At 57.9% G+C, this 19,196-nt stretch carries 14 protein-coding genes and 1 pseudogene; 10 read left to right on the top strand and 5 right to left on the bottom strand.

The window, feature by feature from the left end:
• Positions 1–2: 2 nt before the first annotated feature.
• Together QCE73_RS32055 and QCE73_RS32050 are read left to right on the top strand one after the other, a co-directional pair.
• Positions 3–332, top strand: coding sequence for a hypothetical protein (locus tag QCE73_RS32055; RefSeq protein ID WP_035503955.1), 330 nt, complete (start codon positions 3–5; stop codon positions 330–332).
• A gap of 178 nt (positions 333–510) precedes the next feature.
• Complete coding sequence (locus tag QCE73_RS32050) at positions 511–762, top strand: hypothetical protein (protein WP_051626955.1); 252 nt, start codon at positions 511–513, stop codon at positions 760–762.
• Positions 763–986: 224 nt separating this feature from the next.
• Here the strand turns inward: QCE73_RS32050 and QCE73_RS32045 are convergent, their stop codons facing one another.
• Positions 987–1,400 (bottom strand): hypothetical protein, encoded by a 414-nt coding sequence (locus QCE73_RS32045; protein ID WP_309885053.1) that lies wholly within the window; start codon positions 1,398–1,400, stop codon positions 987–989.
• A 407-nt stretch (positions 1,401–1,807) separates the two neighbouring features.
• On the opposite strand from QCE73_RS32045, the gene QCE73_RS32040 reads away from it, so the two are divergent.
• A complete protein-coding gene (locus QCE73_RS32040; protein WP_309885052.1) occupies positions 1,808–3,580 on the top strand; it encodes a DUF6880 family protein in 1,773 nt (590 codons plus the stop codon).
• A 192-nt stretch (positions 3,581–3,772) separates the two neighbouring features.
• Positions 3,773–4,798, top strand: coding sequence for an H-NS family nucleoid-associated regulatory protein (locus QCE73_RS32035; RefSeq protein ID WP_273591798.1), 1,026 nt, complete (start codon positions 3,773–3,775; stop codon positions 4,796–4,798).
• Between the two features lie 153 nt (positions 4,799–4,951).
• Here the strand turns inward: QCE73_RS32035 and QCE73_RS32030 are convergent, their stop codons facing one another.
• Complete coding sequence (locus QCE73_RS32030; protein WP_309885051.1) at positions 4,952–6,733, bottom strand: phage integrase family protein; 1,782 nt, start codon at positions 6,731–6,733, stop codon at positions 4,952–4,954.
• Positions 6,734–7,074: 341 nt separating this feature from the next.
• Here QCE73_RS32030 and QCE73_RS32025 point away from each other — a divergent pair, with 341 nt between their 5' ends.
• A complete protein-coding gene (locus QCE73_RS32025; protein WP_309885050.1) occupies positions 7,075–8,442 on the top strand; it encodes a DnaJ domain-containing protein in 1,368 nt (455 codons plus the stop codon).
• A 398-nt stretch (positions 8,443–8,840) separates the two neighbouring features.
• On the opposite strand, the gene QCE73_RS32020 is transcribed toward QCE73_RS32025, so the two are convergent.
• The gene (locus tag QCE73_RS32020) at positions 8,841–9,101 is read right to left on the bottom strand and encodes a helix-turn-helix domain-containing protein (RefSeq protein ID WP_238295075.1); all 261 of its coding nucleotides are present in this window, start codon (positions 9,099–9,101) and stop codon (positions 8,841–8,843) included.
• Positions 9,102–10,227: 1,126 nt separating this feature from the next.
• Between QCE73_RS32020 and QCE73_RS32015 the strand changes: the two genes are divergently transcribed.
• Both QCE73_RS32015 and QCE73_RS32010 read left to right on the top strand, forming a co-directional pair.
• Complete coding sequence (locus QCE73_RS32015) at positions 10,228–11,889, top strand: ATP-binding protein (RefSeq protein WP_238295074.1); 1,662 nt, start codon at positions 10,228–10,230, stop codon at positions 11,887–11,889.
• Positions 11,890–12,536: 647 nt separating this feature from the next.
• Complete coding sequence (locus QCE73_RS32010; RefSeq protein WP_309885049.1) at positions 12,537–13,490, top strand: hypothetical protein; 954 nt, start codon at positions 12,537–12,539, stop codon at positions 13,488–13,490.
• On the opposite strand, the gene QCE73_RS32005 is transcribed toward QCE73_RS32010, so the two are convergent.
• Together QCE73_RS32005 and QCE73_RS32000 are read right to left on the bottom strand one after the other, a co-directional pair.
• Entirely contained in the window at positions 13,479–15,722 is a 2,244-nt protein-coding gene (locus QCE73_RS32005; protein WP_309885048.1) for a hypothetical protein, read from the bottom strand. The genes QCE73_RS32010 and QCE73_RS32005 overlap by 12 nt on opposite strands.
• Before the next feature lie 7 nt (positions 15,723–15,729).
• A complete protein-coding gene (locus QCE73_RS32000) occupies positions 15,730–16,317 on the bottom strand; it encodes a hypothetical protein (protein ID WP_238295071.1) in 588 nt (195 codons plus the stop codon).
• Positions 16,318–16,766: 449 nt separating this feature from the next.
• Between QCE73_RS32000 and QCE73_RS31995 the strand changes: the two are divergent.
• The 3 genes and pseudogenes from QCE73_RS31995 to QCE73_RS31985 form a co-directional block, all read left to right on the top strand.
• Positions 16,767–17,387 (top strand): annotated as a pseudogene (locus QCE73_RS31995) (ABC transporter substrate-binding protein); the annotation flags it as partial.
• Positions 17,388–17,491: 104 nt separating this feature from the next.
• Positions 17,492–18,316 (top strand): ABC transporter ATP-binding protein, encoded by an 825-nt coding sequence (locus QCE73_RS31990; RefSeq protein ID WP_035510132.1) that lies wholly within the window; start codon positions 17,492–17,494, stop codon positions 18,314–18,316.
• Positions 18,313–19,191 carry an ABC transporter permease gene (locus QCE73_RS31985; RefSeq protein ID WP_309885047.1) on the top strand — a complete coding sequence of 293 codons (879 nt, stop codon included), beginning with the start codon at positions 18,313–18,315 and terminating at the stop codon, positions 19,189–19,191. Before QCE73_RS31990 ends, QCE73_RS31985 begins: the two co-directional genes overlap by 4 nt.
• The last annotated feature ends 5 nt before the right edge of the window (positions 19,192–19,196 follow it).

Here is a 19,196-nt window from a genome sequence, read left to right as displayed (position 1 = left end):
GCATGAAAACGCTCACTCAGAAGCTCGCAGCAATCGCCGCGCTGTCAATCGCCTTCGCGGGAACCGCATCGGCTGCAACCAATTGGGATGCATCGCATCCGCGTCGCGCTGAGGTCAATCAGCGGCTGGCCAATCAGGACCGCCGAATCCATCAAGAAGTCCGGGAAGGCGAACTGTCACGTGGCGAGGCGATGCGGCTGCATCGCGAAGACCATCAAGTGCGTCATGAGGAACGTCTGATGGCGAGCCAAAACGGCGGCCACATCACCCGTCAAGAAGACCGAGCGCTCAACCAGCGGGAAAATCGGGTAAGTCGGCAAATCGGTCAGTGAATCTGAAAGCCGCAGCGCCGAATGGATGATTTCTCTTCGGCGTTGCGGGCGCGAATGCACCTGCGCGAGCAGCGGTTAGGGCTTACGTAGTTTGTTTAACAAGGAACTGATGTTCTGGGCATAGCCCGCGACACGGGTGTCGGATGTCGCCACACTCGCAACGAAAATGAGTGAATCAATGAAAAACATGTTTTTGGTCCTGTTGGGAAGTGCTCTGCTTGCATCTGCCGGCGCCGCGAGTGCTGAAGGTTGCTTGAAAGGCGCGGTAGTCGGTGGTGTCGCTGGTCACTATGCCGGGCATCACGCGGTAGTCGGCGCCGTCGGTGGCTGTGTCGTCGGGCGGCATCTCGCCAAAGAGAAGCGCAAGCAAGCTGCCGCTGAGGCGCAATCGCAGGAGCACGGGCAGATGCAGCCGACAGTCATGCGCTGAGCGGCGGCGTTGGCACGGTCAGTCTGCGGGCAGCAATCAAATCGGCTCGAGGCTTGAGCATCGGGCGACGGCGTCAACGCAAACCTTGTGCAGCAGCGAACACGCCGGTCAGCGCCTCTTAAAAGCGTCTCTCGGGACGCAGTGCTTTTGGCGTGTGTGTGGGGTGAGTTGCCGGCTCGTTATCGACGCGCTGTGAGCAAAGATTCTTCGGAGTCGGCGGAGCGCTATTGCTTGCGCGGCAGCATGAAGCGCTCAAGAAGCGCGGTCGTTTGCTTCTCGGCATCGTTCTCAAGCGCCGGTGAGTACATATCGGCGACCGTGCGCTTCGCGGCCTTTCCGAAACTTGTAGGTTCGACGTTGGTTGCGTCGCTGATTGCGTCGGCGCAGGCGAACCACGCCTCGACGTCTTTTCCAAGCGAAATTAGGCGGCCGTGGGTTGTTTTCAGACGAATGCCGTACCCTACGACCAGCGTGAAGCCGAGGAACATGCCGGCAGCCATGCACGTGACGAAAGCGGTGCCCCACTGAACGATGTCGATATCGGCAGCCCAAAGCATGGCGGCCGCCCAAAGCCCAACGCCCGTGCCGACGCCGAAGCCCGCGAACGCAAAGCCTACGGCGCGGGTCTCGCGGAGCAACTCTTGGACGATTGTCGCTCCAAATGATTTGTTGTGTGTAGCCGGCCTGGGCACTGGTTGTGACCTTCTGCTTTTGTAGAAATCGTTCCCCAATGGGTTGCAGCGTAGGGGCCTTGGCAAAGGACGTCTGTCCGGTGGAAAACATTCTGTCGTTTCCGGACCGCGCATCGCGGGGAAACGTGCCGAAGACCACTTCGAGGACAATGCGGCCTTCTGCCTCTATCCCAGAGCTGACGTGGCGTGGAAGGGCAACCGTCTGTGTCTTTTGCCGGCGGCTTCGTGGAATCACATCTGTTGGACTGGCTGTGGGGCGCACAACGCGAAGCTCGTGCAGGCGAAGCGCGGCGCCGTGAGAGCGCGATATGGGTTGACTACAATGTGGATTGACGACCCGCCGACGCAAACTCATGACCAGCCAAACTCATTTCCGCGATGTGCTGACATTGGACGAAGTGCAGTCTCTCGCCGACATCAAGACGTTCGCTCGCGGGAAATCGTACTTCCATGAGGGAGCCGTATCACGACTCGACGAGAGCGGCGGAGCCTTGCGTGCAAACGTCAACGGTTCGACCCGTTACAGCGTCGAAATGAAGGTCGGACTCGACGGAGAACTTGCCTACAGTTGCGATTGTCCGGTTGGACAATCAGGGACCATTTGCAAGCATGTCGTGGCTGTTGCGCTCTCCTGGCTCGAAAATTCCGGCGTTGAGGTCTTTCATCCGGATGAGTCAGAGCCGACGAAGACCAGAAAGAAGCGCAAGACCGCCGAAGAGCTTATCGCCGAGTACGTGGCGACGTTGAGCGACGACGCCATGCGCGAACTGCTGCTCGATGCAGTTGAACGCGACATGGTGCTCCGCGACAAGCTGCTTTTTGCGGCCCGAGCAGCCAGTGCTCACGACTTGCCCAGCATGAAGGCCGCTGTGAGGGAGGCGACGAGAATTGGCCGACCGCTTGATTGGCGCGAGGCGGGTGGATACGGGGATGGGCTAATGTCGCTCGCCGATGCGCTTCGCCAACAACTCAGTGGGCCTGCGGCCTCGCACGTGGTAGAACTTGCGGAACTGGCTATTGCCGGCGCCGAAAAGAGTCTCGAGCAGATTGATGATTCGAACGGCGACGTGATGCCGGGGATTCTCGAATTGGCATCAGTCCATCTCGAAGCATGCTGCCAAACCTCGCCTGACCCAATCAAGCTTGCTGAGCGTCTATTTCGCTTCCAAGTCGGAGGCCTATGGGACACTTTCTATGACGTGATACCGGCCTATGTTGAGCCACTCGGCGACGCCGGATTACAGAGATACCGACAACTTGTCGAGGAGCAATGGCGGCAGCTTCCAAGCCTGTCGCCCAGCGATGGACTGCGCCGAACGTTCGAAGGCAATCGAACGCGACTCGAGCATGCGATGCTGGGACTTGCAGAGCACGACAGGGACGTCGACGAGCTGATTGCAATTCGACAGAAGGACCTTTCGGCTCCGTATCGGTATCTGCTGATTGCAGGAACTTATTCTCAGAACGGTCGGTACGATGATGGCCTTGATTGGGCTCGGCAAGGGCTCGCAGCCTTCAAAGACCCAGACAGGCGCCTGCTCGACTTCTGCGTGCAGGAGTACCTACGTCGTGGCGACTCCGTGGACGCGAATATGTATGCTTGGGTGCGCTTCGAGCAGCGTCCCGACGCCGACGGGTTCGCAGCGCTGATGGAAGTGGCCCGAACGACAAATAGCATCGATGTGGCGCGTGAGCGGGCGTTCGGCTTTTTGTGGGCGCTGGTCAGGAAGGAGGAGGCTTCAATTGCCGCCAAGAATGCCGTGTGGCACCCGAGGTCGCGTACGACCATCGTCGAAATCTTACTCGCGGCGAAGGAGCACGATAACGCTTGGGCTGCTTTTGCGGGTGGCCCGGTCGCCACCAATATGTGGGCAACGATGGCGTCAATCAGAGCGAAGACTCATCCCCGCGATGCAATCGCACTCTATCACCGTTTGCTGCCAATCGCCGCCGACCAGGGAACGAGGAAAGCCCGCTACGAGGAGGCTTTCAGCATCGTGCGCAAGATTCGGAGTCTGAGAACAGAACTAGGAGAGCAGATTGAGTTTGCGAAAGAGCTCGAGGTGATTCGGAACGCGTATGGCGCGAAGCGGAATTTCATGAAGTTGCTTGCGACGTTGACGTGATGCATAAACATAAAAGCGCCCGAATGAGGCAAGCTCTTAATTGTATTCAGTCGAGTACTGGCACTATCCTCTAGTCTCCTTTTCCCCAAACTTACTTTCTGCGTGATTAGAGCAATGCTCTAGGCGCTAACGCGCATTTCTTTCTGCGCTCATGGCATAGTGCGTTGATTGCAATTACGAAAGGGGAAAGTAATGGCTACGCTGCAGTCGATTCAGGCGAAGATTGCGAAACTTCAAGCTGAAGCGGAGGCAATCACCAAGAAGAAATCGGCGAGCGTCATTGCCGAGATTCATTCGCTGATGGCAGAGCACGGGATAACGATAGATGACCTCGGCTCCGCGTTTGGTGGCAAGAAGCGTGGCACCAAGATGGCGGATAGGTCAGCTTCGGACAAGACAGCGTCGAATGCAAAGTATCGCGACCCAAAGTCTGGAGCAACTTGGTCGGGCCACGGTCGCGCGCCCGGGTGGATTGCTGGCGCTAAGAACCGCGACAAGTTTTTGATTGATGGCAGTGCGGCAGCGGCACCGACTGCCGGCAAAGCGTCGGCGAAGGATGTCGGTAATTACGTTCGTGGTCCGCAGCCTGCGCTGTATCGTGACCCGAAGTCGGGGGCTACGTGGAGTGGACGTGGCAGAGCTCCGGGCTGGATTGCAGATGCGAAGAATCGCGACCGGTTTCTGATTGATGGCAGTGCGACGACCGCGCCCGCTGTGGATAAAAGCGCGGCAAAGCCTGTTGGCAATTATGTTCGCGGACCTCAGCCTGCCAAATATCGTGACCCCAAGAGCGGCGCAGAGTGGAGCGGTCGCGGGAAGGCGCCGGGTTGGCTCGCCGGTGCGAGGGACCGAACGAAGTTCCTGATTGACGGCGCTGCGGCAGCGTCCGCTGACGACAACGAAAGCGTACCGAAGACGGTCGCGGCGAAGAAAGCAGGGGCTAAGAAGACCACTGCGACGGTGCCCGCCAAGAAGGGCGCAGCAAAGAAAGCTTCGGCCACATCCGCGAAGACCTCAGCCGGCAAGCAATCTACTGCGAAAAAGTCGAAGTCTGTGGCGAAGAAGGGACCACAAGCTGGGAGCAAGAAAACTGCCGCCAAGAAGGTTGTGGCAAAGAAGGCTGGGGGCAAAGCGATGCCAGAGAGTACCGCAGACTCGACGACGCTGCTGCCTGAGACGAGCGGGAGCGAGGTTGACGCTGTTTCTTCGGCCGGTTGAACGCAATCGGCTAGCGCTTACCAACGGCCAACTTCGCTGACATCGGACTGACTCAACTGGGGTTTGAGCGGAAGACTTGCCGGGAGAACTGTTTTCTCCCCCGGCTAGGGCGCGGGTCCGCGACCAAAAGCAACCGGCCTTATTACATGTCTATCACTGCGACTGAGAGGTTTCGGCCTGCGGCGCTTGTGGAACACGGAACGCTTCGCGCACCTGCAGAGCTCGTCGGGTGTCGTCTGCGTGTAAATACCTTGATGTGGTCGAAATTGAGGCGTGCCTGAGATTGTCCCGCACGCACACTAGGTCTACGCCGTCCTCGAGTGCATGCGTCGCATGGGCGTGTCGTAACCAGTGCGGACTAACGCGTCGTAGAGCGTCGGCAAGTACTCCATCTTCGTCGCCGACTGATTTTGCGACTTTGGCGAAAAATCGGCTCATCACTTGTCGCAGTCTGGTCGCCGTGATGCCCGCCGAGTTCTCCGCGGATGTTTCCGCGCTTAACGTTCCGATGAGCTTCACGGAACGCGGCCATCTCGCTTGGGCAACCGGCAAGCCGCGCTCTAAGAGGTGTTTTTCGAGCGCGCGTACGGCAAGCGGCGGCAGCGCGACTTTGGCCTTCTTCTGCCCTTTGCCCACCACATGTAACCAGACGTCGCCATTCTCGTCCTCTCGAACGTCTCCCAGCTTCGACTCGACGAGTTCGTGCGCACGCAGTCCTGTGGCAAAGGCGAAATCGAGGATGAATCTCAAACGCTGCGCGGCTGCAGCGCTCCAGCCATGAACAAGTTCGAGCTGCCCCGCAACAGTCCGCGCAATCTCCCACTGCGACTGCGTGAGACAGTGGTCGGCATCGAAATGTGTGCTTCGTCCTACGCCACGTACTTTGAGGCCGGCAAAGGGATTGGCGAGCACGTAACGCTGCTCGACCAGCCAGCGGAACAGCGCGCGTAATACAGTCAAAGCATATGCAATGGATTCGGACGACAGGCCATGGACGAAGGGGCGCCATTCAACCGATTCTCGCGGCCGCGCCGGACCAACCCACCGTTCGCGCGGCGTTGGGTGACGCAGGAAGGTTCGGTACGCAACCGCGTCGTCGGTCGTCAGCGACGAGAGCGGACGCTGACGCTCGACGATGGCCCACAGCAGCAGTCGCTCCGCCTCTTTTCGGTAGGCGCGCGCGGTTTCCGGTGCCTCGTGCAAGTCGAGCCAGGCGTGGACCGCTTCGTAATCAGTTTCCGCGTTGAGCAGACAGCTTCTGACCGGTGCACGGAATCGACCGTGCGAGCCATCGAGCGATTCCGGAACGTTCAGCGTTTCCCACGGCACCACGTTAAGGTTCGTCGACTGACATACCAGCGCTCGCGCCTGTGCCGTCAGGGCTGGGTGCGCTTCAAAGAAGCCCTCCACTTCGCGGGCGCCGACGCGTCCGAGCTTGGCGATGGCGTGCCACCAGAGGCGGCGGCGCGGTACTCGCACCGTCAAATCCGCGAGTGTACGGATGCAGGCCGCCTGCAGGGCTTGCACTATGCGAGGTGACAGCCATTGGTCCACGTCATCGGTCACCTGCGGCTCTGGCGCGACCGCATGGCGTAACACGTCCAGCGCGCGGACTACGAAGCCCGAGCGCTCGGTCCGCTCCACGGCCGGGTGGTCGAATAGGCACGCTAGCTCGGGTCGCCGGCGAGACCGCGCGAAGGCGATGAGTTGACGGCGAATCCGGCTGAGCAGGGCGCGGGACGACTGACCGTCCGCCCGGACATGGCCGAGGTAGCGATGGACGGCGGCGCGCGCGGTGAGCCCTTCGTACCAGGCGCGCAGAGCCGCGAGCTCATCAAGGTCGGGAAAAGCCAGGGAGGGTGTTGTGGCAGGCGGGGCGTCGGGACGAGATGGGGCGCGGCGCGTGCGCCCAGCGGCAGGCGGCGACGGTTTCATGCTTCCAGTTTAGGTCGTCGGTCGTGCTCTATCGATAAGATAAATTATCGCAATAGCACCGCCCACACATCGACCTTGAATACCTCGCGTACTTCCTTTAATCCTGCCAGACGGCACGCATTCGACGAAGCCGCTTAATGGTGAGTCGGCTTGCATCCTCGCCGAGCACTCAGGCGCTTGGCTGCCCGATGGGAATATGCGCCGGCGGACCAGGGACCGTCGGTGGATGTCTATGAAGACCTTGCGTCGATAGACTTCGTTAATAAATATTACTGATGTCAAGCCTACGGTTTTCTGTCGTTCCGCCGATAACCAGGGATAAACAGATTTGAGCTAAGCACATGGCTTCGACTCACACCCATTACGACAATCTGAGAGTGTCGCGGAACGCGCCCCCGGAGGTCATTCGGGCAGCCTACAAGGCGTTGACGCAGCGCTACCATCCGGACAAAAACCACAGTCCAGACGCGACGCGCATCATGAAAATTCTCAACGAAGCGTATGCGGTTCTGAGCGATGCGGAGGCGCGGCGTCGTTACGACGCGACCATCGGCAGCGATGCATCTCAGGCGCATGCAAATCCGGAACCCCAGGCACATTCACAGGGTGCTGCCGAGCAAGGGCGCGCAGAGCCCTCGTTCAGGGCCGGCCATGACGACAATGCACCTCCGTCGGACGTCTCGCCAGACGGGTCCACACTAAATAGTGGTCATCCCGCTTTGATGCCGATGGCCGGGCGTTGGTCGAGGTTCTTTGCGCGCAGTTTCGACCTCTGGTGGGAAATCGCAGTGGTAGCGTTCATGGGTGGCTACTGGCTCGCGCAGAATTCAGCTTGGTACGTAGAAGTCATGACCGGACCCAGTGCGAACTTCTACGCATCGATACTCTTTCTTCCCCTCGCTCTGGTGCTTGACGCTTTCGTCTATCGGATATTCCGCAACACACCCGGAAAAGCGTTGCTGGGTCTGAGAGTAACTACGATTGATGGTAGCCGTTTGACGTTCGATGGTTACCTGCGGCGCAACTTCGCGTTCTGGATGAGTGGGCTTGCGTTCGGTCTGCCCTTATTCAATTTAGGGACGATGATTCGACAGTCTTCTCGATTGGGTAACGCGGAGCAGGCGAGCTACGACGAGTCCAATGGCAATAGGGTACGTGCAAGCAAAAACGGAATCTTGAAAAAGCTGCTGTTTGCCGTGGCGTACGTGCTTTTAGCTGGCAGCCTGTCCATCGCGAATCAGACCGCTGAGCGCTCAAGTGCGGCCTCTCGGGTCCCAGCCGGTGCGCCGGACGTCGCCTGGACCAATCCGGTAACGGGCAGCAGCACGATGGTTGACCCAACTTGGAAATTCGGTCAACAGACAAGCGACGGGGCTCCTGTTTACTCGTTCATGGAGAAGACACAGCATGCGGCCGTCTACTTCGCTCAAGAGAGTTCCCCACGCACCCAATTGCGCGAGTACGTCAACCTTTATAGACAAGGGGTCATAGGGACGATACGCCTCAACGGAAGCGGCGCCTTTTCCGACGATGAGAATTCCTGGCAGGCAGACGGAGAGTTGGTGAAAGGGGCGCTCCGCCTCCATGTCTCCATCGTGCGGATTGGAGCCAGCTTCTGGCGCATCGTTGAAGTCCAAGACAAACCGTATGCGTTCACCGATGATGCCCTGACGAAGCTTCGCACCGCGCTGTTGGGGACACTGCGCTAGTTATGGCGAGCTCGAAATTTATAACCGCCGGTTCGGCGCGAAACTGAGGGAAAAATGAAGAAAGCGCTGTTTGTCGTTGCAGCCGAGTTAAGAAGGTGAGGGTGCGACGGTCCCGGCCTGCACTTCTGTGCGCGACCTCATGCGCGCGTTCTGACACCGCTCGCACCGGGCGCCAGAAGTCTGCCGAAAGGTCGCAAATTTTTCGGTTCGCCTGCGGTTGACCTTGCTGAAGAGCGAGATTGGACAATCAAATCCGGCCCCGAACTTCTACTAGGCCGTTGGCTCCAAAGAGTGAGTAAATCAGTCAATCGCGGGCACCGCCATAGCGGTCCTGTCACGCTTCGGTGTAGCGGAAAATATGTCCTCGCAAGGCGTGCTGCATCGAAGCCGGCTTTCCTCTAGGTGGAAACCTTGCGATGGGAAGGCGTTGGCGCGAAAAGTTCGCCTATGTCAACGTGCAGTGCCATTGCAAGCTTATCAACCACATCGAGAGTCACGTTTGCGATGACGTGCTCCATTTGATAGACGTAGGTTCGATGAAACGCGCACGCTGTCGCCAAGCTCTCCTGCGACATCCCTCGCTCCAGACGAAGGCGCTTGACGTTGATGGAAAGTCGTCTACGCGCTTCGGAGTTGACGGCACCGACAACCTTATTCATACGCGTCGAGAATCCAGTTTTGTCTAAAATTTGAGCCAGCACTTCCGTCGCCCTGCATCAAATCTAAAATTTGCGTTGGGCAACCTCTATCACATTTTAGACGAGTAGCTAAATTTTAGGTGCGCGACGACAAGGGTATGCCCGTGAGCCACGAGCCGGACGTGCAGCAGAAAATGACGCTTTGCTGAGCCCTTACCGTACTTTGGAGCCTCGTGTGATGAGTTGTCCAGAGACCGTCGCCGGAGTGCTGGATGCATTTGCCTGTGACGGTCTGAGTAGTGCCATCGCGTTCGTGTGGAAAGCCTACTTCGGTCGACAGACCTGGCAAGCGCCCCGTTTTCCCTTCTCTGCAACGTTTTCTTCACAGAAGCCGGACTGGAGGCGTATTTTGTTCACCGGTCAATTTTCTGCCAAGGGAGCGGTCAGAGAGGCCAGCATCCGTGGTGAGCCAAATGTAAGGCGCACCGCATTGCGTTGACCTGTGGTCCTCGGCGCTCAAGGCGACTCATAGCCCAAATACGGCAGCCCAAGCTTCTCTCCCGTCTGGGAAAGACGCAGGTTATGCGGCGCAGCGACTATCGGCCCGCTTCGGCTCGGCCGAGCAGCATCGCGGTCCTGCGCGGCACGCCTCGTCCCTAGAGTGGCCGTGTCCGACGCGGTGCCCGTTCATTGCCCAGCGGGAGCGAATCCAGCAAATCGCGCGAGCTCAAGTCATCAATTCGTCGGGGCGCATGCTCAATCGATGAGCGGCGCCTTTGCGAGACTTCCGGCGCCGTATCAACTGCAACCGGCGCAGCGAGGCTGAACTTTGAAGTGTTCAAGACCTGGCAACTTTCCGCAGATGCGACAGTACCGCGTCCGCCTAATTATGTAAGTGGATAGCCAACGATTCTGCGTTCTTCTCCTCACCGACCGGGCAAGCAGGTGGATACGAGAGGTTGAAGCCATCAAAAGGGTCTATCCTTGAAGATTGACAGTCTACAGAATGTCAATCTGTGCGAATCCGCTCGAAGAACTATGCGGGAGGCCCCGCGTTCTTAGGGCGCCACCCAATCCAGGGTGTTCGCGGTTTGAGAGCATCGAATGCAGCCTTGATTCGAATGCCTGGCTCTGATAGGAGGAGGAAATGTCTCGAAATGTCCCAGAAAAACCCTGGCCTGCGGGAGCGGCACATCCAGCCGTGCGAGCTCAAGGCCTGCGGCTGCTCCGCTCCGCAACAGAACTCGCCCAAAAATACGGTCAGGAAAGGCTCGAGCACGAACTGCTGCGTGCCCTCCCTCCGCCGTTGAAGGACGATGACGTGATTGACGTGCTGTCGCATCAACCTTCACCGCGGCCGCGGAACTTCTTCGCGCTGCCTCTGGAGGTCCGACTGGAATTTCTGTCGGACCTTGACGAGGTGTTTGTTGCCACAAGAATCCAAAGGGAAGCGTTCCAAATCATGTCAAGAGCCATGCGTGAGGCGATGCGATGGCGGAAGCCGAGCAATCCGCACGTGATGGCATATCTGAGGGCCGTGCTGGAAACACAAAAAGAAATACTGCTTCCGCGACAGTCTTGTTCGGGCGGAAATGCGAGAGGAATCTTGCTGGAAGGCCTAACAGGTATCGGCAAGACAAGCTTGGCGGACAGATTTGTGGCACACGTCGGCGCGCAAGGAATCCTCCATGAGTCACTCGGTGGTCTCAAAGCGCTATTCACGCAACTTCCTATCATTCGGATATCGGCTGCGGACACGAAAACGGAAGCCCAACTTGTCTCTGAGATTGCACAAGAGGCCGACGCTAGATTGGCCTCTAACTACCACGACGAATTAAACAAATCGAGGGGTCGAAGTGCGCCATCGGAGATTGCGACGCGAATTATCAGTTCGAATTGGGTCGCTATGCTTATTATAGAGGACATCCAACTATGGTACAGCGAATCCGCGAGGACCCGTGCGGATTTGCTGGAGTTGCTCGCCAAGTTGATGGAAAAAACTGGCGTTCAAGTCGTGTCCATCGCGACGTGCCGCGTCAGTCAAGTCATCGAGACCCACCAGGCGACGGGAAGTAAGCTTATGTCGGGCGGCCACCCGATAATGCACCCAATGCCATACGGAAAAGACTATATTAAACTTTGTACAGTTTTCTATGCATTGCGGCTCAACAAAGGCCCTTTGGAACCGCCGGAATGGTTACCTCGTCGAATCCACAGATACACCGCAGGGGTCAGACGCTTTACCCACGATTACTTTCGAGAGCTACTGACCTTCATGGCTAGGCATAACGTGAGCGTGCCCACGCCGGAGCAATGTGACGCCCTGTTTTTCTCTAAGTTCGCCGTGTACATCGAAAGCATCGAGCTCTTGCATAGAGCTATGCGAAAAGAGTATATCGACCCAGCCGAGCTGTTGAAGTTCGAAGACCTTATCAATCGTACAACGTACATTAACCCGAAGAAAACCTATTCGGACGCGTCAGATTCAAACAGGCCCAAAGTCAACGGTGTGGAACCGGCTGCAAGTGACAAAGAACAGCGCAAAAAGCAAGATACCAAGAGCCGACCGGCCATCAAATCTGCGCCGACACCCCGAAACAGTACTTCCAAATCGGAGGCGAAAGCGAAAAAGCCGGCAACAAAGAGAACAGCCTCGCCGCGCTCCTCCAAAATGCACCCTGTCAAGGTACCTAAAGGAAAGGTATCGTCCGCAAGCGAAACGTCAATAAATGGAGGTGAGGGCCTTGGAGCGGGGCGTCGAAAGGGCGACTCTCAAATGTCATTTTCAAAACGCCTTCGCGGTGCTTAGCTATCGGAGTTGACGTCATGTCGGAATCCTATCCATATAGCATCTATCCGCCGCAGAAGGGACAGACCGTATTGGGAATTGTGATGCAGGCATGCATTCTGAGCGGGAAGCCCTCGCTCAAAGAAGCGGCGCGCTACTTCTTCGGGCGCACAGCAATCCAGCCGCCACTGATTGTGCCATCGAACCTCGAGATGTTCGCGTCTCGCTGTCCCGGAGTATTCGAGGACGCAGCGGCAATAATCGACGATTACACCGTCTGGCCGGCTTGCTCGCCGTTCCTCCGAAGCGATGTGAGGAAAACGGTCACAGAACACATGTTGAGAGGGACGTTGTCCAAGTCTTGCACTTCCTACCTTGGTCTTCAAGGGCAGCGCGCGAACATCCGAATGGGGCAGTTATACTGTGAGGACTGCGTAGCTGAACACATGGTCACGCCTGGTATCCCATACTGGCAACGAATGCACCAGGTACCTGGACTCAGTCGCTGCTGGAAGCATGGTCGAATGCTGACGTCAGGGTGCGGTACATGTGTCTTTTCAGAGCTCAGGTCGCGCCGCGTCAGGCTGCCAGGCCTGGTTTGCGCATGTGGCAAGCCAAATGTGCCTTTCTACCCGGCGTCAGCGCGGCAAGCCCAAGCGGCAGAAAAAGTGGTCTCTTCAATAATCGATGAGCTTTTGGTCGTGCCTATTCCGCCGGACTTTACCGCAGAGCAGATTATAAAAGCCAACCTTTGGCGAATTGGCGACCTCGGATACTGCGCGAACGGAAAGGTAGACATTGCGTCAGTGCGCAGAGACTTGCTAAAAAAATTCGGCGAAGAATTTTTAGTTCAGGTCGGAGCACCAGTTGACGAGCTTAGCAAATGGGTGCACCGAGCACTGGTTCGGGGAGAGTCTGTAGCCAGCGTTAGTCGGAACGCGATACTCATTGCGTTTCTTTTCGACTCGGTCTCCGTGCTCAAGGAATGCCTCTTCGGCAGAGAGGTCGGCGAGTACGAGCACCCCCGGCGCGGGGTGTATGTCAAGTATGCAGTGACGACCAGTCCGGATAGGGAGAAGGAGCTTACGTACAAGCGCCTGGCAAAGACTTACTTCTCTGACAACCCCAACGCTAGCAGGACCGAATGCGAGCTTGAGATGCCCGGAATGGTCCGCTGGCTCAGGTTGCACTGCCGGGCATGGTATGAAAGAAATTTCCCGAAGTCGCGCTTAACCTTGAAGAGAGAACGGGACAGCACCGAATACCACCGCGAACTCGATAGGTCACTCTGCGAGCATCTCACTCGCCGCCACGCAGAACTCACCAAGGCAGGCTTACGGCCGCGTCGCCATACCGAAAGGCTCCTGCTCAGCGGACACGCACGAGGAAATGAATACGCCTCCTTGAAGGCGTACCTGCCAACGTCGAGGCAGTTGCTTGAACGTCTGACCGAATCCCAAGAACAGTACAAGGAGCGGTTAGCGATTTGGGCCATACGGTACTCTGAGCCTTCTGACGAGAATCAACTGGACTACGCTCATCGGTTAACGGGATTACCCTATTACAAGTTAGCCGAAATTGTCAGCGTTGACTCTAGAATAAAGTCCGCGTCAAGAACGTGACTTGCCCTTTCGCGCCCTTGCGTGAGGTGGAGAGAGGATTTGGTCAAAGTTGCGCCGAAACCTTTCGTCGGAAAGACGCGCTTCCTCCGCATCACCCGCTTCCATCTCCTCATCGTCGAGGTCAGCTTGCCCGTCCTCAGGCGAGATAGGCGGAACTAATCGCGCAGGCGTCGGGCGACGATTGAACGTCTCCATGAAGTTCGTTAGATGTTTTCGCCCCTCATCCCTGTTGGCGTTGGCCTCGGCTTTGGATTCGCTGTATCGATTGGCTCGAATGGAATCGCGAGAACTTGGGGACAAAACGTTGCGCGCAATCTCGCCGATTGCTTGCTTGGCGCTCTTTCGCACGCTTGCTTCGACTCGACGCCGCCTTGTCTCACTTCTTATATGCTCCTTTCTGGCCTCAGCGGCAAGATGGCCGAGTGCGTCAACTTCCTCGGGTAGGTAACCTTCCCATCGCCCTTCTTTCCCTTTCCTCCAAACGCGAATTAAATCGCCATTTAGGCCCTCGAAATAGAGAACATCTGGGTCAAAACTGTCCCTGTAAGGGGTTATGCTTGGGTCTTTCTTTCTCGTCCCGTACTGCGCCGCCACGCGCGCGTCTCGTTCTTCGCGGTAGGCGTGAGACGAATAGACCGCTCTCGGGCCATAATGGATTCCGTCTATGCGCATCTTGCGTGTCGGGAGTTTATCAAGTAGGTCTCGGTAAAGCTCATCGCGATTGACTTGATGTTTTTGCCCTGCTCTACGTAGCTGAAGGCCCCACCGCATGATTCCTTCCGGTGTCTGCTCAACCTTGGGCTCAGCCTCGTGCATCTTAGACGTATACAGATGCGCTACGCTCGCTGTCTTATTCCACGTTTCGGCGAAGCAAATAGCCTGAATCCAATACTCCCTTAAAGAGAAGCGTGCGTTCCGCCGTGCTCGCTTCGCCCTCTGAACTTCCCTTGGCTTCCTGGAACGAGTAGACCCTCCGGGGAAAACCGACAGAGCTCTATGAATTGCGTTATTTATACTTTCACCAATCGCTCGAGCCCTGGGCTGACCGGGGGGGCAGGGCAGGTGGTGAATATTGAGACGCTCGCACAGAGCGTGTTGTGCTTGTAAGGAGTTTGCCGGTCCCCGGTCGACACTTAACGCGCGACACTTCGCGAAATGGCAGAGGGTGTCTTCGGGAAGGCCGAGCGCCTTCATCATCTCACCTTTTGAGGTGAATGCCATCAAAAGGGCCTTCTTGTAGGCGGCCCAGCTCTCGGTCAGCAACGTCGCAAAGACAGCGACTATATATTCGCTTGCCTCGTCAATCACCAAAATGAGAAGTGGCTTTCCGATTCGCTTCCTGCGGTTGCTCGCACTGACTAGCTGAAACTTTCCAGGGGAGCCGTCGGCGGTGAACCGGTCCCCGGGAAGTAGGCGGTCTGGAACTTCACTAGACATGTACGTTTGAACATGGTCCCGAAAAAACTCACTTCCAACAACCTCGGAAATTGACCGCCGTCTCTGTATCTCAGACCGGACCTGCTTATAAAAAGTGCTTTGGCTTGGAGCGTTGCTCTCATCGGGAAACGTTTGCAGCCACGCTGCATTGTACGTTACACCTTCTTTTGCCATCAACGTTGCGGCGTCTTCAATTTTCGACTGGCTTTCGCTGGTTCGTATGTGTCCTTTTAGATTCGAGTTCGGATTGTCTTGCGCGAAGGCATTAGGCCTGCCCATCTTTTGGTCACCGTCGAGACGGAGCTTGCCGGCACCCCCACCTCGACGGGGAAGCAGGGCATCGGAACCCATGCCATTGCGCAGGAACCAGAACAGGAGAGGGTAGAGGTCTGTGTGCGACACCCCGACTTCGGCAGCTCGCTTTTGAAGAAGTTTGCCCCGTTCCTCCTTGTTGAGAATCGACGGCCTAACGTCCTCATCGACTAACCAGCCAAGAAGTTGCTTCCTCTGCTGCAGGACCTCATTGTCAAGGTTGCTTAGCGCGGAGGTCTCAACGGCCTGATGTATGCAGTCAGGCACCAGTCTCAGTTCACCGCCGATTTTGGCCTCGAGGGTGCCGGGATGGTGGCTACTCAGGTCTCGTGCACCGCTGGGATGTTCTTTGTAGACGCGAAGCAACCACGTTGACATCGGATTGCTTTCAACGAAGTGCCCGACCACACGAAAAAGAGATTCCTCCTCTCCGTTTAGAGCGCCGGCGAGAATGTTCGGAACATCGAAAGAGAAAGGGTTCATCGCCATCTCATTCGGTCGATGCCAACTTTAAGGGCCACAGAGGTCCGCAACGGGCAGTCAAGTCCAGCGACAGAAACCCGAGACAAACGGATGCTGCGAACATCGCGTAGGAAGAGTTCAAATCACATGGAACAACCTTCGACACCGAGTCGAGCAGTCGGTCAAGTGGTTGTTGCCGGTTCTTCGTTTCTATCAACTCCGCTACAACGCGTGCTTGCTCGTGGACATCATTCAGAGCGACTCCCTCAATCAGGGAAATAAGGTAGGACGCTGTGGAAACTTCGAACTCCCATCGTTCTCCCCGTGAAAGAACGCAGTAGCCCCATCCCATCTCTCGTGCCTCATCTTGTTCCCATTGCAGATGTTCTTGAACGCCGTCGCGACGCTGATGGTTCTCCATCTTGTGAGAGACGATGACATGTCTGAAGAAGTCTGGTCGGTCCGTCCTCATAGTGACGACGAAGTCCATGCAGGGAACATCCTTCCACGTGATGTCAATGTTGGGATTCGCGTATATGGCCTCAAGTAGGTCTATCGACAGCCATGGATAGTCTTCGCGGAAGTCGAGTACCGTGGGGTCCACGGTCAGTAGCATGGAGATTCCGTATGCGCCGGTCCCGAGGCAATGCACTGGACGGCCAACCTTAGGGCAAGCCCAGATGGCATCCCTGCTTGCGTGTGAGTCCCAACCCGCCCGCAAGATGGGCTTGTAGTAGGGCCCATGCGGCACCCCGCGCTCATCGGGGTCGCACAAAAAAGGGAACGATGGGGGAAGATTCAGTGGTGCCACATTCGTCATGTCGCGTGCAGTTTGACGGCCGCGGCGTATGGGCCGTGGCGCCTTGCAGGTCTCTTGTAGACTGTTAATCTACAGACTAGCAGTCCGGTCCCGCAAATCAAGCTCTGCTGGGACGCTGACGCTGCGTACTCATACTTCGCCGCGAATATGCCTAGACGCGGGCCGGAAGAAGTCGGCAGACGGGGCCTCTTTGCGAATTATTGGCTTGTACGGAGGAATTATGGGGAAGAGTTGCAGACTGCGGCATCGCCGATTTCACCGACAAGGACCGCATCGCGGTGCCGGCGGTCGGCGTGTCGGTGCAGTCGCGCATCCTGCAATACGCGGCGGCGAAGCAATGGGGCGACAAGCAATTCGATCGCCTCGACAAGCTCACGCAGGCCGTGCCGCATCCCGATGCGACCGCGGCGGTCATCGCAGGCGGCACGGAGATCAACGCGCACTTCGGCAATCCGCCGTTTCAGCAGCAGGAACTCGCGGGCAATCCGAAAGCGCATATCGTGCTCAATTCATACGATGTGCTCGGCGGCCCGAGTTCCGCGACCGTGCTCTACGCGACCGAAAAATTCCGCAACGAGAATCCGAAGACGTATCGTGCGTTCGTCGCCGGTCTCGCCGATGCCGCGCGCTACATCACGCAGCATCCGGAACAGGCCGCCGATATCTATCTGCGCGTGAACAACGCGAAGATCGACCGCGATCTGCTCATCAAGGTGATCAAGGATCCGTCGGTGCAGTTCAAGGTCGCGCCGCAAAACACGTTCGCGCTCGCGCAGTTCATGCATCGCGTCGGCGCCATCAGGAACGAGCCGAAGTCGTGGCAGGACTACTTCTTCAGCGATCCGGCCACGAAGGACGGAAGCTGAACGAACGCGCTTATCGGCGAGCGCGAATTCGATATGCGCATTGATTGGTTCGCGTGAGAAGCGCGCGCCGGTATCGTGTTCGTTTGCAATCCAGCAGACAGATCATGGCCGCCAATCCCCAGGCGCTTTACTCACACGAAGCCGATCGTCAGGCTTCGACGAGCGGCAAGCTTCTCAGCGCGAAGAACGTGACGCTCGAATACCGTACGCCCGAACGGCTCGTGCGCGCGACGCACGATGTCAGCTTCGACGTGTACGGCGCGGATCGCTTCGTGCTGCTCGGACCATCGGGCTGCGGTAAATCGACCTTGCTCAAGGCCGTCGCCGGTTTCATCGAGCCGGTCGCGGGCAGCATCGAAATCGGCGGCGAGCGTGTGCGCGGACCGGGCGCGGATCGCATCGTCGTGTTCCAGGAATTCGATCAGTTGCCGCCGTGGAAGACGGTCCTGCAAAACGTGGCCTTTCCGTTGCGTGTCGCGCGCAAGCTCGGACGCGCCGAAGCACGTGAGCGCGCGCTCCATTATCTCGACAAGGTCGGCCTCGCCAAATTCGCCGATGCCTATCCGCACACGCTGTCGGGCGGCATGAAGCAGCGCGTCGCGATTGCACGCGCGCTCGCGATGCAGCCGCGCGTGCTCCTGATGGACGAGCCCTTCGCCGCGCTCGACGCACTCACGCGCCGACGCATGCAGGAAGAGCTTTTGCGCTTGTGGAGCGACGAGCGCTTCACCTTGTTGTTCGTCACGCATTCGATCGAAGAAGCGCTTATCGTCGGCAATCGCATTCTGCTGCTGAGCCCGCATCCGGGCCGCGTGCGCGCCGAGCTGAACAGTCATCAATACACGCAGGAAAGCATGGGCCGCGGAGAGTTTCAACAGAGCGTCGCGCGCATTCATCGTCTGCTGTTCGAAGAGGAGGCAGCGCTTTGAGTACGCCGCATCTGATCGCGCCGCCCGTGCGGCCCGAATACGAAGTCACGCCCGCCGCGCCCGCCGGTATCGATCATGAAGCGCCGCTGCCGCTTTCCAAGCGCCTTGCGGATCGCACGTGGCTGCGCAAGTCGATCATCGCGCTCGTGTTGATCGCGCTATGGGAAATCGCCGCGCGCGCCGTCGATAACGATCTCCTGCTGCCGACTTTCAGCGCGACCTTCGTCGCGTTCGTGCAAGGCATCGCATCGGGCGAGCTGATCGAGAAGGTCGGCATTTCGATGTCGGTATTGCTGCGCGGCTATGCGCTCGGCGCGGCGCTCGCGTTTCTGCTGACATCGCTTGCGGTATCGACGCGCATCGGCCGCGACATCCTTTCGATGCTCACCGCGATGTTCAATCCGCTGCCGTCCATCGCGCTATTGCCGCTCGCGTTGCTGTGGTTCGGCCTAGGGACGGGCAGCCTGCTCTTCGTGCTCGTGCATTCGGTGTTGTGGCCGCTCGCGCTCAACACCTATGCCGGTTTTCAGGCGGTGCCTTCGACCTTGCGCATGACGGGCCGCAACTATGGCCTCACTGGCATGCGTCATGTGATGCTGATTCTCGTGCCCGCCGCGATGCCGTCGATTCTCGCGGGACTGCGTGTCGGCTGGGCATTCGCGTGGCGCACGCTGATCGCGGCGGAACTCGTGTTCGGCGCGAGTTCGGGCAAGGGCGGTCTCGGCTGGTACATCTTCCAGAATCGCAACGAGCTCTATACGGATCGCGTGTTCGCCGGGCTCGCCGCGGTCATCGTGATCGGGCTCGCGGTCGAGCATCTCGTGTTCGATACCGTCGAGCGCGTGACGGTGCGCCGCTGGGGCGTGCAGCAATAAGCTTC

The sequence above is a fragment of the Caballeronia sp. LZ029 genome (assembly GCF_031451275.1).
In the GTDB taxonomy this organism is placed as follows: domain Bacteria; phylum Pseudomonadota; class Gammaproteobacteria; order Burkholderiales; family Burkholderiaceae; genus Caballeronia; species Caballeronia jiangsuensis.
The sequence above is the reverse complement of the archived record's forward strand: the minus strand, read 5'-3'. Positions and strand labels throughout refer to the sequence as shown.

Coding starts and splice junctions, on each gene's coding strand:
- QCE73_RS32055 (WP_035503955.1), top strand. CDS start 3: ATGAAAACGCTCACTCAGAAGCTCGCAGCAATCGCCGCGCTGTCAATC.
- QCE73_RS32050 (WP_051626955.1), top strand. CDS start 511: ATGAAAAACATGTTTTTGGTCCTGTTGGGAAGTGCTCTGCTTGCATCT.
- QCE73_RS32040 (WP_309885052.1), top strand. CDS start 1,808: ATGACCAGCCAAACTCATTTCCGCGATGTGCTGACATTGGACGAAGTG.
- QCE73_RS32035 (WP_273591798.1), top strand. CDS start 3,773: ATGGCTACGCTGCAGTCGATTCAGGCGAAGATTGCGAAACTTCAAGCT.
- QCE73_RS32030 (WP_309885051.1), bottom strand. CDS start 6,733: ATGAAACCGTCGCCGCCTGCCGCTGGGCGCACGCGCCGCGCCCCATCT.
- QCE73_RS32025 (WP_309885050.1), top strand. CDS start 7,075: ATGGCTTCGACTCACACCCATTACGACAATCTGAGAGTGTCGCGGAAC.
- QCE73_RS32020 (WP_238295075.1), bottom strand. CDS start 9,101: ATGAATAAGGTTGTCGGTGCCGTCAACTCCGAAGCGCGTAGACGACTT.
- QCE73_RS32015 (WP_238295074.1), top strand. CDS start 10,228: ATGTCTCGAAATGTCCCAGAAAAACCCTGGCCTGCGGGAGCGGCACAT.
- QCE73_RS32005 (WP_309885048.1), bottom strand. CDS start 15,722: ATGAACCCTTTCTCTTTCGATGTTCCGAACATTCTCGCCGGCGCTCTA.
- QCE73_RS32000 (WP_238295071.1), bottom strand. CDS start 16,317: ATGCTACTGACCGTGGACCCCACGGTACTCGACTTCCGCGAAGACTAT.
- QCE73_RS31990 (WP_035510132.1), top strand. CDS start 17,492: ATGGCCGCCAATCCCCAGGCGCTTTACTCACACGAAGCCGATCGTCAG.